The sequence below is a fragment of the Lysobacter alkalisoli genome (genome assembly GCF_006547045.1).
GTDB lineage: Bacteria > Pseudomonadota > Gammaproteobacteria > Xanthomonadales > Xanthomonadaceae > Marilutibacter > Marilutibacter alkalisoli.
In genome coordinates, this window is record NZ_CP041242.1 from 1,667,181 (window position 1) to 1,687,456 (window position 20,276).

Consider the following 20,276-nt stretch of genomic DNA (forward strand, 5'->3'; position numbering starts at 1 on the left):
GGAGCTCAACCGATGTCTGAAGTCTGGCTGTTGCGTATCGGCATACTCGTCGCCGGCCTGATCCTGATCGCGGCGATCTATTTCTTTGGCCGCCCGGGCAGGCCGGGGCAGGGCACCCGCCGCCCGCGCGAGCCGCGCGACGATTCAGGTCGTCGCGAACCGACGTTCAGCGAATCGCTGGCCGCCGGCGGAGAAGACGGTCGCGACGACGCGGGCGGGGAGTCCGTCAGCCAGGGCGCCCTGTTCGCCGAGGAGGGCGCTTCGGGCGGCAGCGAACTGGGGCGTCGCACCAGCGAGGAGTTCGACAAGATCGTCACCCTCTATCTTGCCGCCCGTGCCGGGCAGAAGCTTCATGGTCCCGACATCGTCGTCGCGGCGGAGAAGGCCGGCCTGGTCTACGGTTACATGGGCGTGTTCCATCGTCTGGTCGAACATCATCCCGAGCGCGGGCCGATGTTCAGCGTCGCCAACATCATGAAGCCCGGCAACTTCGACATGGCCGACATCCAGTCGCTGGAAACACCGGCGATCGCCTTTTTCCTGACCCTGCCAGCGCCGGTGGCGGCGCTCGATGCATGGGAAGCGATGCTGCCGACCGCCCAGCGCATGGCCGAGTTGCTCGATGGCGTGGTGCTCGACGAACAGCGCAATGCGCTCGGCCGCCAGCGCATCGCCCACATCCGCGACGAACTGCGCGCCTACGACCGCCAGCGCGAAGCGCCGCCGCTGAGCAAGCCTGGACGGTGGTGAACAAGTCGTAGAGTCGTAGCCCGGGTAAGCGGAGCGCACCCGGGAAGCCCGGAGGCGGCCCATGGCCTTGTCCGGGCTGCGGAAACTGCCGGTGTCCGTACCATTTTCTCGGGTTTGATCGATCCGCTTTGATTGATCCGCGCGAATCCGTGTAATCCGCGTCAAAATGCTTCATGTCAGACATGACGAACCCAGAACAACGCATCGCCGAACTGCGTCGCCGGATCGAGGACGCCAACTACCGTTACCACGTGCTCGACGATCCGGCGATCCCGGATGCCGAGTACGACGTGCTGATGCGCGAGCTGGAGGCACTGGAAGACGCGCATCCCGAACTGGCCAGTCCGGATTCACCGACCCAGCGGGTAGGACACGCGGCTTCGTCCGCGTTCGCCGAGGTGCGCCACGCGATCCCGATGCTGTCGCTGGGCAATGCGTTCAGCGACGAGGAGGTGGCCGACTTCGTCCGCCGCATCGACGAGCGTATCGGCCGCGAGGCACCGGTGTTCTCGGTCGAGCCCAAGCTCGACGGCCTGGCGATCAGCCTGCGCTACGAGCATGGCCGCCTCAAGCAGGGAGCGACCCGTGGCGATGGCGCGACCGGCGAGGATGTCACCGCCAACCTGCGCACGGTCAAGGCGATTCCGTTGGCGCTGCGCGGCGAGGGCTGGCCGGACGTGCTGGAGGTCCGCGGCGAGGTCTACATGCCGCTGGCCGGATTCAAGGCCTGGAACGAGCGCGCCATGAAGAACGCCGACAAGGGCAAGGGCGACAAGGTGCTGGCCAATCCGCGCAATGGTGCCGCCGGCTCGTTGCGCCAGCTCGATCCACGCATCACAGCGCGCCGGCCGCTGGCGTTCTACGCCTATGGCGTCGGTGCGGTCGAGGGCGGCGAACTGCCCGACACCCATTCCGCCACCCTGGCGCGTCTGCGCGAGTGGGGCTTCCCGGTAAGCAGCCAGAGCACGGTGGTGACCGGCCTCGATGGCCTGCTCGGGTACTACCGCCGCATGGGCGAGGCACGCAACTCGTTGCCGTACGACATCGACGGCGTGGTCTACAAGCTCGATGACTACGCCGGCCAGCGCGAGATGGGCTTCGTTTCGCGCGCACCACGCTGGGCGATCGCGCACAAGTTCCCGGCGCAGGAGCAGTCCACGGTGCTGGAAGGCATCGACATCCAGATTGGCCGCACCGGCGCCGCCACCCCGGTCGCGCGCCTGCAACCGGTGCAGGTGGCCGGCGTGGTGGTGACCAACGCGACCCTGCACAACGCCGACCAGATCGCGCGGCTGGACGTGCGCCTCGGCGACACCGTGATCGTCCGCCGAGCTGGCGACGTGATCCCGGAGGTGGTGCGGGTAGTGCCCGGCATGCGCGCGCCCGATGTGCAACCGTGGGCGATGCCGGAATGCTGCCCGGTGTGCGGGTCGGAACTGGTCCGCGACGAGGGTGGGGTGGTGTACCGCTGCTCCGGTGGCCTGACCTGCGCGGCCCAGCGCAAGGAGGCGTTGCGCCATTTCGCTTCGCGCCGGGCGATGGACATCGAGGGGCTTGGCGAGCGTTATATCGAGGAGTTGTCGGACCTGGGCTATATCGACAGCATCGCCGATCTATACAAATTGACGCTCAACGACCTGCTGGAAATGAAGCGCCGCGCCGACGAGCGCGACGGCACCACCCCCGAGACGGTCAAAGGCGGCAAGATTGCGACCCGATGGGCCGACAACCTGCTCGAGGCGATCGACCACAGCCGCGAAACCACCCTGGAGCGTTTCCTGTTCGCACTCGGCATCCAGCATGTCGGCGAGAGCACGGCCAAGGCGTTGGCCGCGTGGTTCGGCGACCTGCAGTTGATCCGCCGGCTGCCGTGGCCGCTGTTCAAGCGCGTGCCGGACATCGGCGGCGAGGTTGCGCGCAGCATCGGTCATTTCTTCGATCAGCCCGGCAACCAGAAGGTCATCGACGAGCTGCTCGAGCGCGGCGTGCGCATCTCGGACACCCATCCGCCGGACGCGAAACTGCGCGGCGGCCTCGATCTTGCGACCGTGCTGGCCGACCTCGAGATCCCCAAGGTCACTGCCTTGCGCGCCGGGCAGCTGGCCGCGGCGTTCGCCAGCGCGGACGCCGTGCTCGATGCGCCGGAGCATGCCTTCGTCACCGCCGGCCTGCCGGCCGATTCGGCGCGCGCGCTGGTGGAATGGCTGGCCGACGATGCGCATGCGCGGTTGCTGTCGGCATGTGGCGAAGCATTGACCGAACTCGATCGGCTTGTTCCCGAAGCGGCCGAAACCGTCGCTGGCCCGCTCGACGGCCAGACCGTGGTGCTCACCGGCACGCTGTCGGCGATGACCCGCGACGAGGCCAAGTCCAGGCTGGAGGCGCTCGGCGCCAAGGCCTCCGGAAGCGTGTCGAAGAAGACCAGTTTCGTCGTCGCCGGCGAAGCGGCCGGCTCCAAGCTGGCCAAGGCCGAACAACTCGGCGTCGAAGTCTGGGACGAGGCGAAGCTGCTGGCATTCCTGGCAGGGCATGAATGAAAACTCGCGGGACCTCCGGCAGGGCGCTTACGCAATGAGCTGGCAGCCGTCGGCCTCGTTCGATGCCCTGCGCCTGCGCGCGAAACTCAACGCATTGATCCGTGCGTTCTTCGCCGAGCGCGACGTCGTCGAGGTCGAAACGCCAGTGATGTCACTGGCCGGTAACACCGATCCGAACATCGCGTCGTTCTCGTTGGAGTTCAGTGGCCGTACCGACGGTGCGCCACGCACGCGCTGGCTGCGCACTTCGCCGGAGTTCCCGCTCAAGCGCCTGGTCGCGGCCGGCTTCGGCGACTGCTACGAGCTGGGCCGGGTGTTCCGCGATGGCGAGGCCGGAGGCCGCCACAACCCCGAGTTCACGATGCTCGAGTGGTACCGCACAGGCTGGGATCATCGCCGGTTGTTGACCGAGACCGCCGAGCTGGTGCAGGCGGCTCTGTTCCTGGTCGGCCGCGGCGCGGAGTTTGAGCAGATCGGCTACCACGAACTGTACCGACAGCGTCTGGGTATCGACCCCTCCTCCTCCAGCATCGAGATGCTGCGCGATGCCCTCGGCGATGCGCACATCGACCCCGAAGGCCTGACACGTGATGACTGGCTGGACCTGCTGATGACCCATCGCCTGCAGCCGGCATTCCCGGTCGACCAGTTGCTGGCCGTCGTGGACTATCCGGCTTCGCAATGCGCGCTGGCGCGGGTGCGTGAGGATGACCCACCCGTAGCCGAACGCTTCGAGCTGTACCTGGGGCCACTGGAACTGGCCAATGGTTACCACGAACTCGCCGATGCAGGTGAGCAAAGGCGCCGTTTCGAGCGGGACCAGGCGGTGCGCGGGCAGCGCGAACAGACAGCTCCTCCGATCGACGGACACCTGCTGGCCGCGCTGGGGTCCGGCTTTCCGGACTGTGCAGGCGTCGCCCTGGGCGTGGACCGGCTGCTGATGGCCATGCTGGCCACCGACCGGATTGCCGATGTGCTGGCGTTTGCGTTTCCGCGGGCTTGAATGGTCCCGGATAGCGATTTTTTTCAAGTGGTCTTGCTATGGTGCGGTCGTTCAGGACGCGTTCGCGTTCAGTCGAGGGCAGCACGTGTGGATTCAGCTGGAAGGGGTAACGTAGCTGTATGTCCGGACGGCATTGCCAGGTCAGAGGAGGGGAGTGATGGTTGCCATGACGCGTGTGATGAAGCGTGCCCTTGCCACCGTGGCCGTGATGATGGTCGCCGGTTGCATCTACGACCCGATGTATGGCGGCGGTGCCGGCTATCCCGGCAGCGGCCATCCCTATCCCGGGGGTGGTTATCCATCTTATCCGGGGGGCTATCCCGGCAGTGGCTACGACCGCACTTTCCGTTGCGAATCGAGCGACAACCGTACCCGCCGCTGCAGGGTCGATACGTCCGGTGGCGTGCGCCTTGTACGCCGGCTTTCAGACTCCCCATGCATCCAGGGGCGTACCTGGGGCGTCGATCGCGATGGCGTCTGGGTGACCAATGGCTGTCGGGGCGAGTTCGTGGCCGGCTACGGTGGCGATCGGCCGGGCTACGGTCAGGGCTCCGGACTGGTGCGCTGCGAGTCGAACGACAACCGCGTCCGGCGTTGCGCGGCCAATACCCGGGGCGGCGTACAGCTGGTCCGCCAGCTGTCGTCCAAACCCTGCACCCAGGATCGGACCTGGGGTCATGATCGGGACTCGATCTGGGTTTCCAACGGATGCCGCGCGGAGTTCGCCACCGGTCGAGGCAGTGGCGGTGGGCATCGTCCCGACCCCGGTCACTCGCAGACCGTCCGCTGTGAATCCAGGGACGACCGCCAGCGCCGCTGCAATGTGCAGGTACGCAACGAGGTGGTCCTGATCCGCCAGTTGTCGCGTTCGGCCTGCATCCGCGGCACCAGCTGGGGCTGGGACCGCAGCGGGATCTGGGTCAGCGGCGGTTGTCGCGGGGAATTCAGCGTCCGCTGACATGTCCGCCCGGTAAACTGGCCCGATGAGCCAGGACATCGATTTCGACCGCTACGACCGCGTCCGCCCGATCCGCTGGACCGGAGACGCCCTTGAACTGCTGGACCAGCGCAAGCTGCCATTCCAGGTGGAATACGTGCGCTGCGAGGACAGCGATGCGGTCGCCGACGCAATCCGCGCCCTGACCGTGCGAGGTGCGCCGGCGATCGGCATCTCCGCGGCCTGGGGAGTGGTGCTGGCGGCGAGGGGGGTCGATGCCGCCGACGGCGCCGAAGCCGCCTCGAAACTCGAACCCGCAATGCAGCGCCTCAACGCCGCCCGCCCGACCGCGGTCAACCTGGCCTGGGCGCTGGCGCGCATGCGGCGTGCGCTGGATGGCAGCGGCAGCGATTGGCGCGAGCGGCTTGAACGCGAGGCGCAGAACATCGCCGATGAAGACCTGGCCGCCAACCGCCACATGGGCGCGCTGGGCGCGGCGCTGATCGCGCCCGGCAGCGGGGTGATGACCCATTGCAATACCGGCTCGTTGGCCACCGCCGGTTTTGGCACTGCGCTGGGCGTGATCCGCGCCGGCGTGGCCCTGGGCCTGATCGGCAAGGTCTACGCCGGTGAGACCCGGCCGTGGCTGCAGGGTGCGCGGCTGACGTCATGGGAGCTGCAGCAGGACGGCATCGCCCCGACCCTGGTTGCCGATGCCGCAGCGGCGCACCTGATGAAGGGTGGGGCGGTGCAGTGGGTGATCGTCGGCGCCGACCGGATCTGCGCCAACGGCGACACCGCCAACAAGATCGGCACCTACCAGCTCGCCATCGCCGCCCGCCACCACGGGGCGAAGTTCATGGTGGTGGCACCGTCCTCGACGGTCGACATGGATACCCCGTCCGGCGACGGGATCGAGATCGAGGAGCGCGACCCGGGCGAGATGTTCGCGATCGGCGGGGTGCGTACCGCCGCGCCCGATATCGAAGCCTGGAACCCGGTGTTCGACGTCACCCCGCATGCGCTGATCGATGCGATCGTGACCGAGAAGGGCGTGATCGAGCGCCCCGACGCGGCCGCCATGCGCGCGGCCTTCGGCCACTGAGGCCACGTGCGGCGGTGCGACCCCCGCGCCGAACCGCAAGTCATTGTTTCTGCCTGAAATTAAGGCATGCGCGAGCGTGCGTGAAACCCGTCTTCGTGGTAATATTTCACGTCTTTTTGATGGCGCCCGCGCGCGTCGTCCCGGGCACCGCCATGGCGGCCTGTCCGAGGGCGTTCCCGGGTACCTGATCCACCGCCCAACACGGAACCCTGATGGCCGAACTCGCCAAGGAAATCATCCCGGTCAATCTCGAAGACGAGATGCGTCGCAGCTACCTCGATTACGCAATGAGCGTGATCGTGGGACGTGCACTCCCCGACGCCCGGGACGGACTCAAGCCGGTGCACCGACGCGTCCTGTACGCGATGAACGAGCTCGGCGCGCACAGCAACAAGCCCTATTACAAGTCCGCGCGCGTCGTCGGTGACGTGATCGGTAAGTACCACCCGCACGGCGACTCGGCGGTGTACGACACCCTGGTTCGCATGGCGCAGCCGTTCTCGTTGCGCTACATGCTGATCGACGGGCAGGGCAACTTCGGTTCGATCGATGGCGACAACGCCGCGGCCATGCGTTACACCGAGGCGCGGATGTCGAAGCTCAGCCACGAGCTGCTGGCCGACATCGACAAGGAAACCGTCGACTACCAGCCCAATTACGACGAGAAGGAACTGGAGCCGACGGTCCTGCCGACGCGGGTACCGAACCTGCTGGTCAACGGTTCGGCAGGCATCGCGGTCGGCATGGCGACCAACATCCCGCCGCACAACATGTCGGAAGTGGTCGACGCCACCATCGCCCTGATCGACAACCCGGAAATCGATATCGACGGGTTGATGGAATACATCCCCGGTCCGGACTTCCCGACCGCGGGCATCATCAACGGCACCGCCGGGATCATGACCGCCTATCGCACCGGCCGTGGCCGGGTGCGCATGCGCGCGCGCGCCGAGGTCGAGGTGGCCGACAACGGCCGCGAGGCCATCGTCGTCACCGAGATCCCGTACCAGGTCAACAAGGCGCGGCTGATCGAGAAGATCGCCGAGCTGGTCAAGGAAAAGAAGCTCGAGGGCATTTCGGAGCTGCGCGACGAGTCCGACAAGGACGGCATGCGCATCTATATCGAGGTCAAGCGCGGCGACTCCGCCGAGGTGGTGCTGAACAACCTGTACCAGCAGACCCAGATGGAGTCGGTGTTCGGCATCAACATGGTGGCGATCGTCGACGGCCGCCCGCAGCTGCTGAACCTGAAGGACCTGCTGGAAGTGTTCGTGCGCCACCGCCGCGAGGTGGTGACCCGGCGCACCATCTTCGAGCTGCGCAAGGCCCGCCAGCGCGCCCATGTGCTGGAAGGCCTGACCGTCGCGCTCGCCAACATCGACGAGATGATCGAGCTGATCAAGACCTCGGCCAACCCGAACGAGGCGCGCGATCGCATGCTCGCCCGTACCTGGGAGCCCGGTCTGGTCGGCACGCTGCTGGCCGCCGCCGGTGCCGAGGCCTCGCGTCCGGAGGACCTGCCGGCCGGTGTCGGCCTGGTCGATGGAAAGTACCAGCTCACCGAAACCCAGGCCCAGCAGATCCTGGAGATGCGCCTGCATCGCCTGACCGGCCTGGAGCAGGAGAAGCTGACCGAGGAATACAAGCAGCTGCTGGAGACCATCCGCGGCCTGATCGAGATCCTCGAGGATCCCGAGGTGCTGATGGAGGTCATCCGCACCGAGCTGCGCAACGTCAAGGAAGAGTTCGGCGATGCGCGCCGCAGCGAGATCCGGCAAAGCGAGGAGGATCTCGACATCCTCGACCTGATCGCGCCGGAAGACGTGGTGGTGACCCTGTCCCATTCGGGCTACGCCAAACGGCAGCCGGTGACGACGTATCGCTCGCAGAAGCGCGGTGGCCGCGGACGCAGCGCGGCGTCGACCAAGGACGAAGACTTCATCGACCAGTTGTGGCTGGTGAATACACACGACACCCTGTTGACCTTCACCAGCGCTGGTCGCGTGTTCTGGCTGCCGGTGCACCAGCTGCCCGACGCCGGTCCGAATGCGCGCGGCCGTCCGATCATCAACTGGATCCCCTGGTGGAGGGTGAGCGCGTGCAGGCGGTGATGCCGGTGCGCGAATACGACGAGGACCGCTATGTGTTCTTCGCCACCCGCAATGGCACGGTCAAGAAGACTCCGCTGACCGAATACGCCTATCGCCTGCAGCGCGGCAAGATCGCGATCAACCTCGATGAGGGCGATGCCCTGGTCGGAGTGGCGATGACCGATGGAGCCCGTGACGTCATGCTGTTCGCGAGCAACGGCAAGGCGGTGCGCTTCGCCGAGGACGAGGTCCGCTCGATGGGCCGCACCGCCACCGGCGTGCGCGGCATGCGGCTGGCCGAGGGCGAGGAGGTCGTCAGCCTGATCGTGGTCGACGGCGATGGCGATGTCCTGACCGCCAGCGAGCGAGGCTACGGCAAGCGCACCCCGGTCGATGAGTACCCGTGCAAGGGCCGTGGCATCCAGGGCGTGATCGCACTCAAGACCACCGAGCGAAACGGCAAGCTGGTCGGCGCGGTGCAGCTCAGCGAGCAGCACGACGTTCTGCTGATTTCCGACGGCGGCACTCTGGTGCGGACCCGCGCTGCGGAGATCTCGCAGGTCAGCCGCAACACCCAGGGTGTGACCTTGATGCGGCTGTCCGCGGGCGAGAGCCTGCAGGTGGTCGAGCGGCTGGACGTCTCGCTCGACGGCGACGAGGAACTGGATGGGGAGGGCAGCCCGGCGATTACGGCGGAAGTTCCCTCCAGCGCCCCCGATGCCGAAGCCGATCCGGCCGTCTGAGCCTGAGCGGACCTGCCATGAAAACGCCGCCTCCGGGCGGCGTTTTTCTTTCGGGCTCCGTTGTCGGAAAGCAACTGTATTTTCACCGGGGCGGTACGGTGCCCGGGCGCAATGCAGGTCTATACTTGCCTCCACTCAGGAAAGGAATCAAAGGGGAGTCCGACGATGGGAACCAGATGTCTTCGCGCATTGCCGGCAGTCTTCGCGCTGCTCTGTATCGTTCTGCTGCTGCCTGCCTGCGGACGCAATACGGACGGCCAGTTGCCAGCCGCCAGCGGTAAGGCGATCGAGGTGCAGGTGGCGGCGATCGAGGGCTTCGCCCTTGCCTCGGCCTATCCGGACCAGCATGACGGGCAGCTTGCCATCGCACTCGAATTCAGCCAGCCGCTGGTCGGGGCACAGGACTTCGACGAGCTGATCGCGGTCGCCAGCGACAAGGGGGCGACGGTGTCCGGCAGTTGGGTGCTGGATGACGGCGGCAAAGTGCTGCGTTTCCCTCATGTCGAGGCCGGCAAGGACTACAAGATCACGATCAAGGCTGGCTTGACCGCTGCAGATGGCGACCGTCTGGGCCAGGAGATCGAGAGGACTGTCTCTACTGGTCCGCTCGACCCCGTGGTCGGCTTCGCCTCGCAGGGCAGCGTGCTGCCGGCGCGCGAGAGCCGTGGCTTGCCGGTGGTGTCGGTCAACGTGGACGAGGTGGATGTCGAGTTCCTGCGCGTGCACGAGAAGTCGTTGCCGCAGTTCTTCAGCGAATACCAGCGCGGTGGGCGCCGCAGTGGCTGGAGTCTGGACGCCGACTATGGCAGCAACACGCCACTCGGGAAGCTGGCCGAGTCCGTCTACGCCAACCGCTTCGTGCTCGGCGGCAAGCCCAACGAGCGCGTGCTGACCCATCTGCCGTTGCAGGAAATCAAGGAACTGCAGGAACCGGGCCTGTATTTCGCGGTGATGCGGCGCGTGGGCCGGTTCAGCGACCAGTACGAGACCGCGTTCTTCACCGTCAGCGACCTGGGTCTTCACGCTCGCGCGTACAAGGACAAGCTGTTCGTGCATGTCGCTTCGCTGGCCAACGGGGCGCCGGTCGGCAGTGTCGACCTGCGCATCCTCAACGGTCGCGGCGAGCCGGTATTCAAGGGCGAAACCGACCGCCATGGCAATGCCATGCTCGACTACAAGATGGTGGCCGACCACGTGCTGATCGCCGGGCGTGGCGGCGATGTGTCGATGCTGCCGTTCAATCAGCCGGCGTTGGACCTGTCGGAATTCGCCGTCGCCGGGCGCGTGCAGGCCTGGTTCGACGTATTCGCCTGGTCCGGTCGCGATCTGTACCGGCCCGGCGAGACGGTGCGGGTGTCCGCATTGCTGCGCGACCAGGACGGCAAGCCACTGGCCGACGCGGACAAGGCGCGGCAGCCACTATACGTGCGCTACGTGCAGCCCGACGGCAAGACCCTGATCGAAACCGCACTCGAACCCGATGCGCAGGGCTATGTCCGCCATGAGCAGATCATTCCGTCCGATGCCGCGACCGGTCGCTGGAAGATCGAGTTCCGCAGCGACCCGGCCAGCAAGGAGGCGGTGCAGGGAATGACCCTGCGGATCGAGGAATTCCTGCCCGAACGGATGAAGCTCGATCTCGACAGCCCGCAGAAGACCCTCAAACCCGGCGAACCGTTCAGGCTCAAGGCGACCGGTGCCTATCTGTATGGCGCGTCCGCGGCCGGCAATCGCTTCACAGCCAAGCTTGCGGTGGCGGTGGAGCAGCACCCGCTCGATGGCATGCCCGGCTGGTTCTTCGGCGACCCGACCGTGTCGCTGCCGCGCGAGGCGAAGGAGGTTGTCGATACCGAACTCGGCGCCGACGGCACCTTCGAAAAAGACATTCCGTTGCCCGCGGAGGCCAAGCCGACCACGCCGATCGCCGCGATCGTGTCGGGCAGCCTGTTCGAGACCGGTGGCCGCAGCGTCAACCGCAATCTCAAGCGTGTGCTGTGGCCGGCCGAGGCGCTGGTCGGCGTGCGCCCGCTATTCGACGACAAGGACGGCACCGACGCCAATGCCAAGGCCGGCTTCGAGCTGACCCGCGTCGGCGCCGATGGCCAGCCGCGTCCCGGCAAGGATCTGCGGGTCACTCTTGTGCGCGAGCGACGCACCTATTTCTGGAGCCATGATGACGAGCGTGGCTGGGATTACGATTTCACCCGTCGCTTCGAGGACGTCCAGACCCGCGAGGTTGCCCTCGGCGAATCGCCGCAGCGGATCGACTTCGACGTGGAGTGGGGTGAGTACCGTGTCGACGTGTTCGACCCGGCCACACAGCTGACCACGCGCTACCCGTTCACTGCCGGCTGGAGCTGGAGCGACGACAACCGTGGCCTCGATGCGCGTCCTGACAAGGTCAAGCTCTCGCTCGACAAGACCGGCTACCGCGCCGGCGACACCCTGCGCGCCACCCTGACCCCGCCGCACGAGGGCAAGGGCCTGGTGATGGTCGAAAGCGATCGCATGCTGTTCGTGAAGGGCATCGACGTGAAGGCCGGTACTACCATCGACATCCCGGTCACCGAAGACTGGGAACGTCACGACGTCTACGTGACTGCGCTGGTGTTCCGTGGCGGCAGTGCGCCGAGCAAGGTTACGCCGGCGCGTGCCGTCGGCGTGGCCCATGTGCCGATGGACCGCAAGGAGCGCAAGGTCGCGGTCGGCCTGGTTTCGCCCGAGCTGATGCGACCGGAACGGGATCTGCCGGTCACGGTGAGCGTGCCGCAGCTGGCCGGGAAGGATGCCTGGGTGACGCTGTCGGCGGTCGATGTCGGCATCCTCAACATCACCCGTTTCCCGGTGCCGGACGCATCGGCGCATTTCTTCGCCCAGCGCCGGCTTGGCGTGGATGCCTACGACGTCTACGGCCGGGTGATCGAAAGCTTCGATGGCAGCGTGGCGCGTCTGCGCTTCGGTGGCGACATGGCGCTGCAACCGCTGGCCCAGGCGCGCCGGCCGACCGCGCGGGTGCTGACGGTCGACCTGTTTGCCGGCCCGGTCAAGCTCGACGGGCAAGGCAATGCTCGTATCAAGCTTCCAGTGCCGGACTTCAACGGCACCCTGCGGGTGTCGGCGCTGGTATTCTCCGGCGGCCATTACGGCAGCCACGCCCGCGAGACAGTGGTGCGCGCGCCGGTGCTGGCCGAGGCCAGCATCCCGCGCGTGCTGGCGCCGGGCGATCGCAGTCAGGTCACCCTCGACGTGCAGAACTTCACCGGCAAGCCCGGTACCTTCAGGGTACAGGTCGACGGCATTGGTCCGGTCGCCATCGGCAACGGCAGCCGCAGCGTCGAGTTGAAGTCCGAAGGCAAGACCACGCTCGATTTCCCGCTGACCGCGCGGGAAGGCTACGAAGTGGCCCAGGTCCGCATCCGTGTGGACGGCAACGGCTACAAGGTCGACCGCAAGCATGACCTGCCGGTGCGTGCGGCGTGGCCTTCGGTGCTGCGTGCCAGCACCCGGGTGCTGGATGAACTCGCGACGGTGCGTTTGCCGCCCGATCTTTCGGCCGGGCTGATGATGGGGTCGGTCAATGCCCGGCTGTCGGTCAGCGCACTGCCGCCGATCCCGTTCGCCAGTGCGCTGGAGGGGGCGCTCAAGTACCCGTACGGCTGTGCCGAGCAGACCACCAGCAAGGGGTATGCGGCGCTGGAGCTGGACGAGGGCACTGCACGCATGCTCGGCATCCAGGGCCTGGACGCGACCACGCGGCGCAACCGGATGGAAGGCGCATTCGCGCGCCTGGCCGGCATGCAGATCAGTTCCGGGCACTTCTCGATGTGGGGCAGCGGCGACTACGTCAATCCGCTGATCACACCATACATCGTCGAGTTCCTGCTCGATGCGCGCGATGCCGGCTTCGACGTGCCCGATGCGATGCTGCAGAAGGCGCTCAAGGTGCTGGGCGAGGACCTGCTGTCGGGCGGCCCGCCGTTCTTCGGCTACGACCGCCGCGATCATCTCAAGTTCGCCTACCAGGCCTACGCCGGTTACGCGCTGGCACGGGTCAACCGCGCACCGCTGGGCACGTTGCGGGCACTGCATGACAACAACCGCGACAAGAGCCTGACCGGCCTGCCGTTGGTGCACCTGGGCCTCGCGCTGTCGCTGCAGGGCGACAAAGCCCGTGGCGCGAAGGCGATCGCCGAAGGCTTCGAGAAGGGCTCGGTACCGCGCCGCAGCTTCTATCTCGGCGACTACGGCAGCAGTGTCCGCGACGAGGCGCTGATGATCGCGCTGGTGCACAAGCATGACCTCGCGACGCCGGGCAATGACGCCCGTGCGCTCGACATCGGTCGCGAGATCGATGCCCGTCGCAGGGGCGGCTGGTTGTGGTTGAGCACGCAGGAGCAGGTCGCACTGGCACGCCTCGGCAAGGCGTTGATGGCCGACCAGAGCAACCGCATCTCCGGCGAATGGGCGGTCGGCGATGAGACCAGCGCGGTCGCGACCACTCGCTTCGTGAGTCGCGACTTCAACCATGAGGCGCTGCTGGCCGGTGTCGGCTTCACCCCCGAAGGAAAGACGCCGCTGTACGCCACCTTCGAGGTTGCCGGCGTACCGCGGGCCGCGCCGGCACCGGACGAGTCGGCGATCAAGGTCACCCGCCGCTGGTACACGCCCGACGGCAAGCCGTGGAGTGGCGGTGCGCTGGAGGAGGGCGACGTGCTGATCGCGGCGGTCAGCGTCGTCGCCGATCAGGCGATGCCCGACGCGCTGCTGACCGACCTGCTGCCGGCCGGGCTCGAGATCGAGAACTTCAACCTGGCCGATTCGAAGCAACTGGCGGATGTGGTGATCGACGGCATCACCCTCAGCGACCGCGAGCGTGCTGCCGAGGTCCGCCATGAAGAGTTCCGCGACGACCGTTACGTCGCCGCGCTCAAGCTCGACCGCGCCCGTACCGCCCGAGTGTTCTACATGGTCCGCGCGGTCACACCTGGCACCTACACCGTGCCGCCGCCGCTGGTCGAGGACATGTACCGTCCGGACCTGCGCGGTATCGGCCGGGCAGCACCGGCGACGGTGACCGTGGTGCCGCCGGGCGGAGGTGGCTAGGCGCGCGAAGTCGCATGACCCTCACGGCTCCTTCTGCCCGTACAGCAGGCAGGGGGAGCCGGGATTCTCCCTTTGATGTCGAGGAGGGAGGAGGCGTCGATCGAACGCCTGCAGCAGCACATGACCATCAAAACACCCTCCACCGGAACACTCGCCACGACCGGGCTCTCCCGTTGGCGTCGTCGTTGTCTGAAAGCCACTTTCGCCGCATTGCTGCTGCTGATCGTGGCGATGCTGCTCGATCTTGCGTTTCCGCTGCCGTTGCCGGATGGGCGCGACACCGGTGCGGTCGTGGTCGCCGCCGATGGCACGCCATTGCGCGCATTTGCCGACAGCGAGGGCATCTGGCGCTATCCGGTCGAGGTCGAGGAGGTCTCGCCGCTCTACATCGACGCGCTGCTCGGCTATGAGGATCGCTGGTTCAATCGCCATCCCGGATTCAATCCGGTGTCGCTGCTGCGCGCGGGATGGCAATGGCTGCGGCATGGGCGGGTGGTGTCGGGCGGTTCAACCCTGACCATGCAGGTCGCGCGGATCCTCGACCCGCCGGCAGGCGGCAGCCGCACACCGTGGGCGAAAACCCGGCAGATTCTGCGTGCATTGCAGCTCGAAGCGCGCCTGTCCAAGCGCCAGATCCTCACGCTTTACCTCAACCACGCGCCGTTCGGCGGCACTATCGAGGGCGTCGAGGCCGCGAGTTGGGCCTACCTTGGCAAGTCGTCCTCGCACCTGTCCCATGCCGAAGCGGCGTTGCTGGCGGTGCTGCCGCAGGCGCCGAGCCGGTTGCGCCCGGACCGCGAACCCGAAGTGGCACAAATCTCGCGCGACAAGGTGCTCGAACGCATGGCCACGCTTGGCACCTGGAGTCGGGCCGAGGTCGATGACGCCCGCATCGAGACCGTGGTGTCGCGCTCGCTGGAGCCACCCCGGCATGCCGCGCTGCTGGCCCGGCGCCTGCGCCATGCCTACCGCCATGAGCGCCAGATCGATACGACACTGGATATCGACCTGCAGCGCACCCTGGAAGATCGCGTTGCCCGTTATTTCTCCGATCTGCCCGAACGCACTTCCGCCGCGTTGCTGGTGATCGACAACGCGACCATGGAAGCGCGTGCCTATGTCGGTTCGGTCGAGTTCGGCGATGCCGCACGGCTCGGCCATGTCGACATGGTGCGGGCCTGGCGTTCGCCGGGGTCGACCCTCAAGCCGTTCCTCTACGGGCTGGCGATCGACGACGGCCTGATCCATTCCGAAAGCCTGCTGGTCGATGCACCGCAGGCATTCGGCGACTACCGCCCCGGCAATTTCGATGCTGCCTTCAACGGGCCGGTCGGCGTGGCGACTGCGTTGCGGCTTTCGCTCAACGTGCCGGCAGTCGACGTGCTGGATCGTGTCGGCCCGACACGCTTTTCCGCACGCCTGGCCCATGCCGGCATCGAACTGCAGTGGCCGCGCGGTGCGAGTCCGAACCTCGCGATGATCCTCGGCGGTACCGGTGCCCGGCTGGAGGACCTGGTCGGCACCTATGCCGCGCTCAATCGCGATGGGCTGGCGGGGCGGGTCCGCTACCGGCCCGAGGATCCTGTTGCCGAACGCCGGCTGCTATCGCCGGGTGCGGCGTGGATCGTGCGCGAGATACTCGAAAACAATCCGCGTCCTGGCACCACCGACAGTTTCGACGCCAGCGGCCGCGCGCGTGTCGCCTGGAAGACCGGCACAAGTTTCGGCTTCCGCGATGCCTGGGCGCTGGGCAGCACGCGCAGCTATACGGTCGGCGTCTGGGTCGGGCGTCCGGACGGCACACCCCTGCCAGGACAGTACGGTGCGATCACCGCCTTGCCGCTGCTGTTCGAGGTGATCAACACGCTGCCGGCCCGGCGTGGCGATGCCGCGGCTTCGCCTACGCCTGCCGAAGTGGTGCAGATAGATATCTGCTGGCCGCTTGGCCTGCCTCCGGACTCCAACGCGCCTGCGCTGTGCCAGCAGCGTCGTGAGGCCTGGGCCCTGAAAGACATGTTGCCGCCGACCTTCGCCGAGCGCGGAGCACGGCTATGGAATGCGGGTATCGCCCGCTTCGAGGTCGATGCCCGGACCGGCGAGCGATTGTCGGCCGAATGCAGCCGGCCGCATGTCCGCAAACCTGCCCAGGTGGCCCGTTGGCCGGCGCTGGCTTCGCCCTGGCTGACCCGTGCCCAGCGCGAGGCCTCGCGTTTGCCGCCGTTGGCTGCCGATTGCGTGGCCGATGGCCGCGAGGGCGGGGAAGCGTTGCGCATCGAAGGCATCAACGATCGCACGACCCTGGCCGTGCCGCCTGGCGGCAAGCGTGAACTGCGCCTGTTCGTGCGCGCGGTCGGCAGCGAGGCCCGCATCCGCTGGCTGCTCGATGGCCGCCTGATTGGCGAATCGCAGGGCAGCGGCCGCTTCGAACACGACTTCAGCCGTGCCGGCACCCATACCCTGACCGCATTGGCCGACACCGGCGCCTGGGCCAGCATTGATTTCCGTGTGATGCCGTAGCGTCGTTCATAACCAAGTAGCCCGGGTAAGGCCGAAGGCCGCACCCGGGAATCTGCGCATCGTAGCCCGGCTGCGTTCCGCGTACCCGGGCTACCGGTTCGGTAGCGGAGCGGTTACGCCAACTGTTCCAGCACGTACCCGGCCGCCGACACCCGGAACTCGCCCGGCGCCTCCACGTGCAACTGTTTCACCACGCCATCCTCGGCATACAGAGCGAAGCGCTTGGCGCGCAGGCCCATGCCATAACCGGTGGCATCCAGCTCCAGTCCCAGCGCCCGGGTGAAATCGCCATTGCCGTCGGCCAGCATGTGCAGCCCGGCCGGAACCTGCTGCATCTGCGCCCAGGCCTGCATCACGAACGGATCGTTGACCGACAGGCAGGCGATCTCGATCCCCTTGGCCCTGAATGCCTCGAAATGCTCGACGAAGCCGGGCAGATGCTGCTCCGAACAGGTTGGCGTGAACGCACCGGGCACCGCGAACAGCACCACATTCTTTCCAGCGAACAGGCTGGCTGCGTCGACGGGCTCGATGCCGTCGATACCGACCTTCTGCAATTGGATGTCGGGAAGGGTGTCGCCGATCTGAATGCTCATGGGGAATCTCCGTGTGGGAGCGATAGTGTAGGGCGTGGAGCCGGATTCCGTATCGGCGATTGGATCAGGTTCTACGATCGCGAGTGGCCACGCCAGGCCCAGAAGATGACGACCCCGGATACGGCCTATGCCGCTACATCAACCGCGTGAGCTGTGCGGGAACTGGTGGGTCATTACAGCGCCGCGAAGCAGCGTCGGCTTGAACGAACTGCTAGCGCCCGTGCGACGAGTCCGCAGTTCCCGCAACTTGCCCGTGAACCACTCCTGGCTCTGAATGGATGTGGCGTTACCGCACCTAACCAAGTACGGCTTGCCGGACGTGCTGCTCTTGGACGCGGCACGATCAATGAATGCTTCGGCTGAAGAAACCAGGCCCTTCCTGAGAAGGTACGCATACTTGCGACGAAGATGAGCAGTAGCTTCGGCTGCCTCATGCCACGAGCCATTCCGGTAGAACTGGCAGTCGGATTGACTGAGCGCAACAAAGAGCTGCTCTATCTCACGGCTAACTATCGGCGGCGGCGACTGCTGAGCTGCCGCAATGCCAGATAGGAATGCCAGTAGGAGTAACAGGATCGATCTCATTTCGATAAGGGTGCTAATGCCTAAGTTAAGCCGCGCCGCGAAGCGGCGTCGGCTTGAATGAATTGTTAGGCATCACTCCTCGCTGCCTCCAAAGCCAGCGGAAGGTAGTGGGCCAGCTCTTTAGCTTTGATGTCCTTTGCCGAGTGCAGCTTGATATGCCGCCGTCCCTTGCCGCCGCCCTCCAGGTAGCCGAGAGCGTCTGTGATCTTGGCGCCGCTACCAAACTCAACCGAGACATGCTGCTTGTAGGCAAAGACGCCGCAAAATTGCACGCCAGAAGCAAAGAGGATGCCACCGTACTTGATCTCCTCGGTCACGGAGGGAATGATCTTTTTGACGAGTTTGCGAACAGACTCAACTAAAGAGAGTTGCTCGTCGCCTAGAAGGCGAACGTCATCTAGGAGCTCTTGGACGGACTTCGTGGCCATGATGTGATGCCTAACGCCTGAACTAAGCCGAGCCGCGAAGCGGCTTCGGCTTGAATGAATTGTTAGGCCGCAGCCGGACAAGCATGTACCCGACTAACGCATAGAAAAGTGCCCATAGATGCTCGTGGGGCTGCATGACAGCCATGACCTCCGCGCCGAGAAGTAGCGAGATGGCTAGATCTGCAGCCCGGATGATTAGAAGGGCCGCAACGATGTGGGCGACGCGCCTATGCGCAGCGCCCGCGCCAAGTCGCCAGTAACAAGCTATCAGTACGAGCGCTATTGCGATGCGCCGAGTAATCCAGCTGATTCTTACGATCTGATCGATAGTTTCCGGATCCGTGTCGGAGTGCGCAATAACGACGCCGGTAATGACGCCGAAAAGGAGCGATGCCGCGTAAGTCCCGACTACTGCGACTAGCGACCATCCAATGATTCTCTTCCAGTTCACGGAGACCTTTCCATGCGGTCTAACGCCTGAATTAAGCCGACCCGCGAAGCGGGTTCGGCTTGAATGAATTGTTAGCTTGCCGCCAGCGCCGCAAGTGCCATGCAACCAAGTAAACTGCGAGAACAGTTGCCAGCGCCACGAGTGACAGAAATATAGAAGCTTGAGGAATCGGAGTAAGCCACGCCAGTGCAAGTATGGTTCCAATGACGGGGACCAGAAAATGCGTGGGTTGGTTTCCAGCCCACTTGAGGGTCATCCAGGCAAGAATGGGCCAAGCTAGGGTGCTTATTGGGAACGTTATAGAAATCCAAATATCCGCACTTGGAGTGGATGAGTTTGAGATAGGCAATGCGAGCACCGCACCCAGCTGAGAAGTTGCAATTAGAAGATGAAAGAGCATGCCTGGAAGTGACAGCAACCAAGCAATAGTGGCAACGACGATCCGAAGTTTCATAAGCAAGCTAACGCCTGAGTTAAGCCGACCCGTAGCGGGACGGCGACTGCGTGCTAGCGTAGCGTAAAAGCACGCACGCGGTGGCCCGATACGGGTTCGGCTTGAACGAACTGTTAGGCGTACGCATTGCGGTAAAACGTAAGTGTGAGTGCAAGTGCAGCAGCAAAGCGCACCATAAAATTGATTGTGCAGGACTTGCAGAGATGCGGCCACCGTTTTTGCGCAATTAAGTCCACCACGGATGTAGCAAGAAAAAGTGCGAGAGAAATCCAAACGAGAGTTATAGCAGCTCGTGGAGCCTCAATCACAAAGAGTCCAACTCCGATAATACCGCCTGCGATCAGGCACCAAGCTCCAATTAGCACCAAGTATTTTTGGATGTCTCCGACCAGTGGGTTCCTGCCTTGATACAGACACTGCTCTTGGACTCTCTCGTTCGAAGCGACCGCGACGAGAAGGTAGCCTCCAACCGCGTGAAGTGCTGACAAACTCTGGAAGATCAGTTCGTTGCTATCCATGTACGCCTAACGCCAGAGTTAAGCCGACCCGCCCCGGGCCGGTTCCGAAGCCGATGTTAACGAGGAACCATCCGGGTGCAAGCTAATCCGAAGCGGGTTCGGCTTGAACGACCTGTTAGGCGCACGGTGAAAGGCGGCGAAGTGGAATCGTACCCGTGCACGAAGCAGTGAGCCCGCTGATCAAACCCAACGAAGGCCGACAACAGTTGGTGGCCCGGACCCGATTGACCGAAGCCAGGAGCGCCGCCCCCAAAACCGAGGTTTGACCGATCCCTGTGCCGCCCGTCTGGGCTTGGCCAACTGTCCCGGAGGCCGAGCGGCACAATGGCCGTGGCGGCGCAGCAAGGAACAACCAAAGGAGGCTTTTGATGGGAGGGAATGCCTGACCGGGGCAGGGCGGCTCGTTAGTGGGAGCGCAATTATGAAAGCGGCATGCCCACGCCTAACACCTGAATTAAG

10 protein-coding genes and 1 pseudogene are annotated in these 20,276 nt (G+C 65.4%); 8 read left to right on the forward strand and 3 right to left on the reverse strand.

Annotation, left to right across the window (positions count from 1 at the left end):
- Positions 1-12 precede the first annotated feature (12 nt).
- The 8 genes and pseudogenes from zipA to pbpC all read left to right on the forward strand — a co-directional run bounded on the left by zipA (position 13) and on the right by pbpC (position 16,785).
- On the forward strand, positions 13-750 hold the full coding sequence (gene zipA / locus FKV23_RS07225; protein ID WP_141623245.1) for a cell division protein ZipA: 738 nt from the start codon (positions 13-15) through the stop codon (positions 748-750).
- 173 nt (positions 751-923) lie between these two features.
- On the forward strand, positions 924-3,287 hold the full coding sequence (gene ligA / locus FKV23_RS07230) for an NAD-dependent DNA ligase LigA (protein ID WP_141623246.1): 2,364 nt from the start codon (positions 924-926) through the stop codon (positions 3,285-3,287).
- Between the two features lie 34 nt (positions 3,288-3,321).
- On the forward strand, positions 3,322-4,290 hold the full coding sequence (epmA, locus tag FKV23_RS07235) for an EF-P lysine aminoacylase EpmA (protein WP_141623247.1): 969 nt from the start codon (positions 3,322-3,324) through the stop codon (positions 4,288-4,290).
- 178 nt (positions 4,291-4,468) lie between these two features.
- Positions 4,469-5,248, forward strand: a complete 780-nt coding sequence (locus FKV23_RS07240) for a DUF3011 domain-containing protein (RefSeq protein WP_167285070.1) — start codon at positions 4,469-4,471, stop codon at positions 5,246-5,248.
- 25 nt (positions 5,249-5,273) lie between these two features.
- Complete coding sequence (gene mtnA, locus FKV23_RS07245; RefSeq protein WP_141623249.1) at positions 5,274-6,332, forward strand: S-methyl-5-thioribose-1-phosphate isomerase; 1,059 nt, start codon at positions 5,274-5,276, stop codon at positions 6,330-6,332.
- 212 nt (positions 6,333-6,544) lie between these two features.
- A pseudogene (gene gyrA, locus FKV23_RS07250) lies at positions 6,545-9,165 on the forward strand (DNA gyrase subunit A).
- A gap of 165 nt (positions 9,166-9,330) precedes the next feature.
- Positions 9,331-14,268: an alpha-2-macroglobulin family protein gene (locus FKV23_RS07255; RefSeq protein WP_141623250.1), complete on the forward strand. Its 4,938-nt coding sequence runs from the start codon at positions 9,331-9,333 to the stop codon at positions 14,266-14,268.
- Between the two features lie 120 nt (positions 14,269-14,388).
- Positions 14,389-16,785 carry a penicillin-binding protein 1C gene (gene pbpC, locus FKV23_RS07260; RefSeq protein ID WP_407067656.1) on the forward strand — a complete coding sequence of 799 codons (2,397 nt, stop codon included), beginning with the start codon at positions 14,389-14,391 and terminating at the stop codon, positions 16,783-16,785.
- A gap of 113 nt (positions 16,786-16,898) precedes the next feature.
- On the opposite strand, the gene FKV23_RS07265 is transcribed toward pbpC, so the two are convergent.
- The 3 genes from FKV23_RS07265 to FKV23_RS07275 form a co-directional block, all read right to left on the reverse strand.
- Positions 16,899-17,381 carry a peroxiredoxin gene (locus FKV23_RS07265; RefSeq protein ID WP_141623252.1) on the reverse strand — a complete coding sequence of 161 codons (483 nt, stop codon included), beginning with the start codon at positions 17,379-17,381 and terminating at the stop codon, positions 16,899-16,901.
- Positions 17,382-17,519: 138 nt separating this feature from the next.
- Complete coding sequence (locus FKV23_RS07270) at positions 17,520-17,966, reverse strand: YfeK family protein (protein WP_167285072.1); 447 nt, start codon at positions 17,964-17,966, stop codon at positions 17,520-17,522.
- A 65-nt stretch (positions 17,967-18,031) separates the two neighbouring features.
- Positions 18,032-18,394 carry a DUF1801 domain-containing protein gene (locus FKV23_RS07275; protein ID WP_141623253.1) on the reverse strand — a complete coding sequence of 121 codons (363 nt, stop codon included), beginning with the start codon at positions 18,392-18,394 and terminating at the stop codon, positions 18,032-18,034.
- Between the last annotated feature and the right edge of the window lie 1,882 nt (positions 18,395-20,276).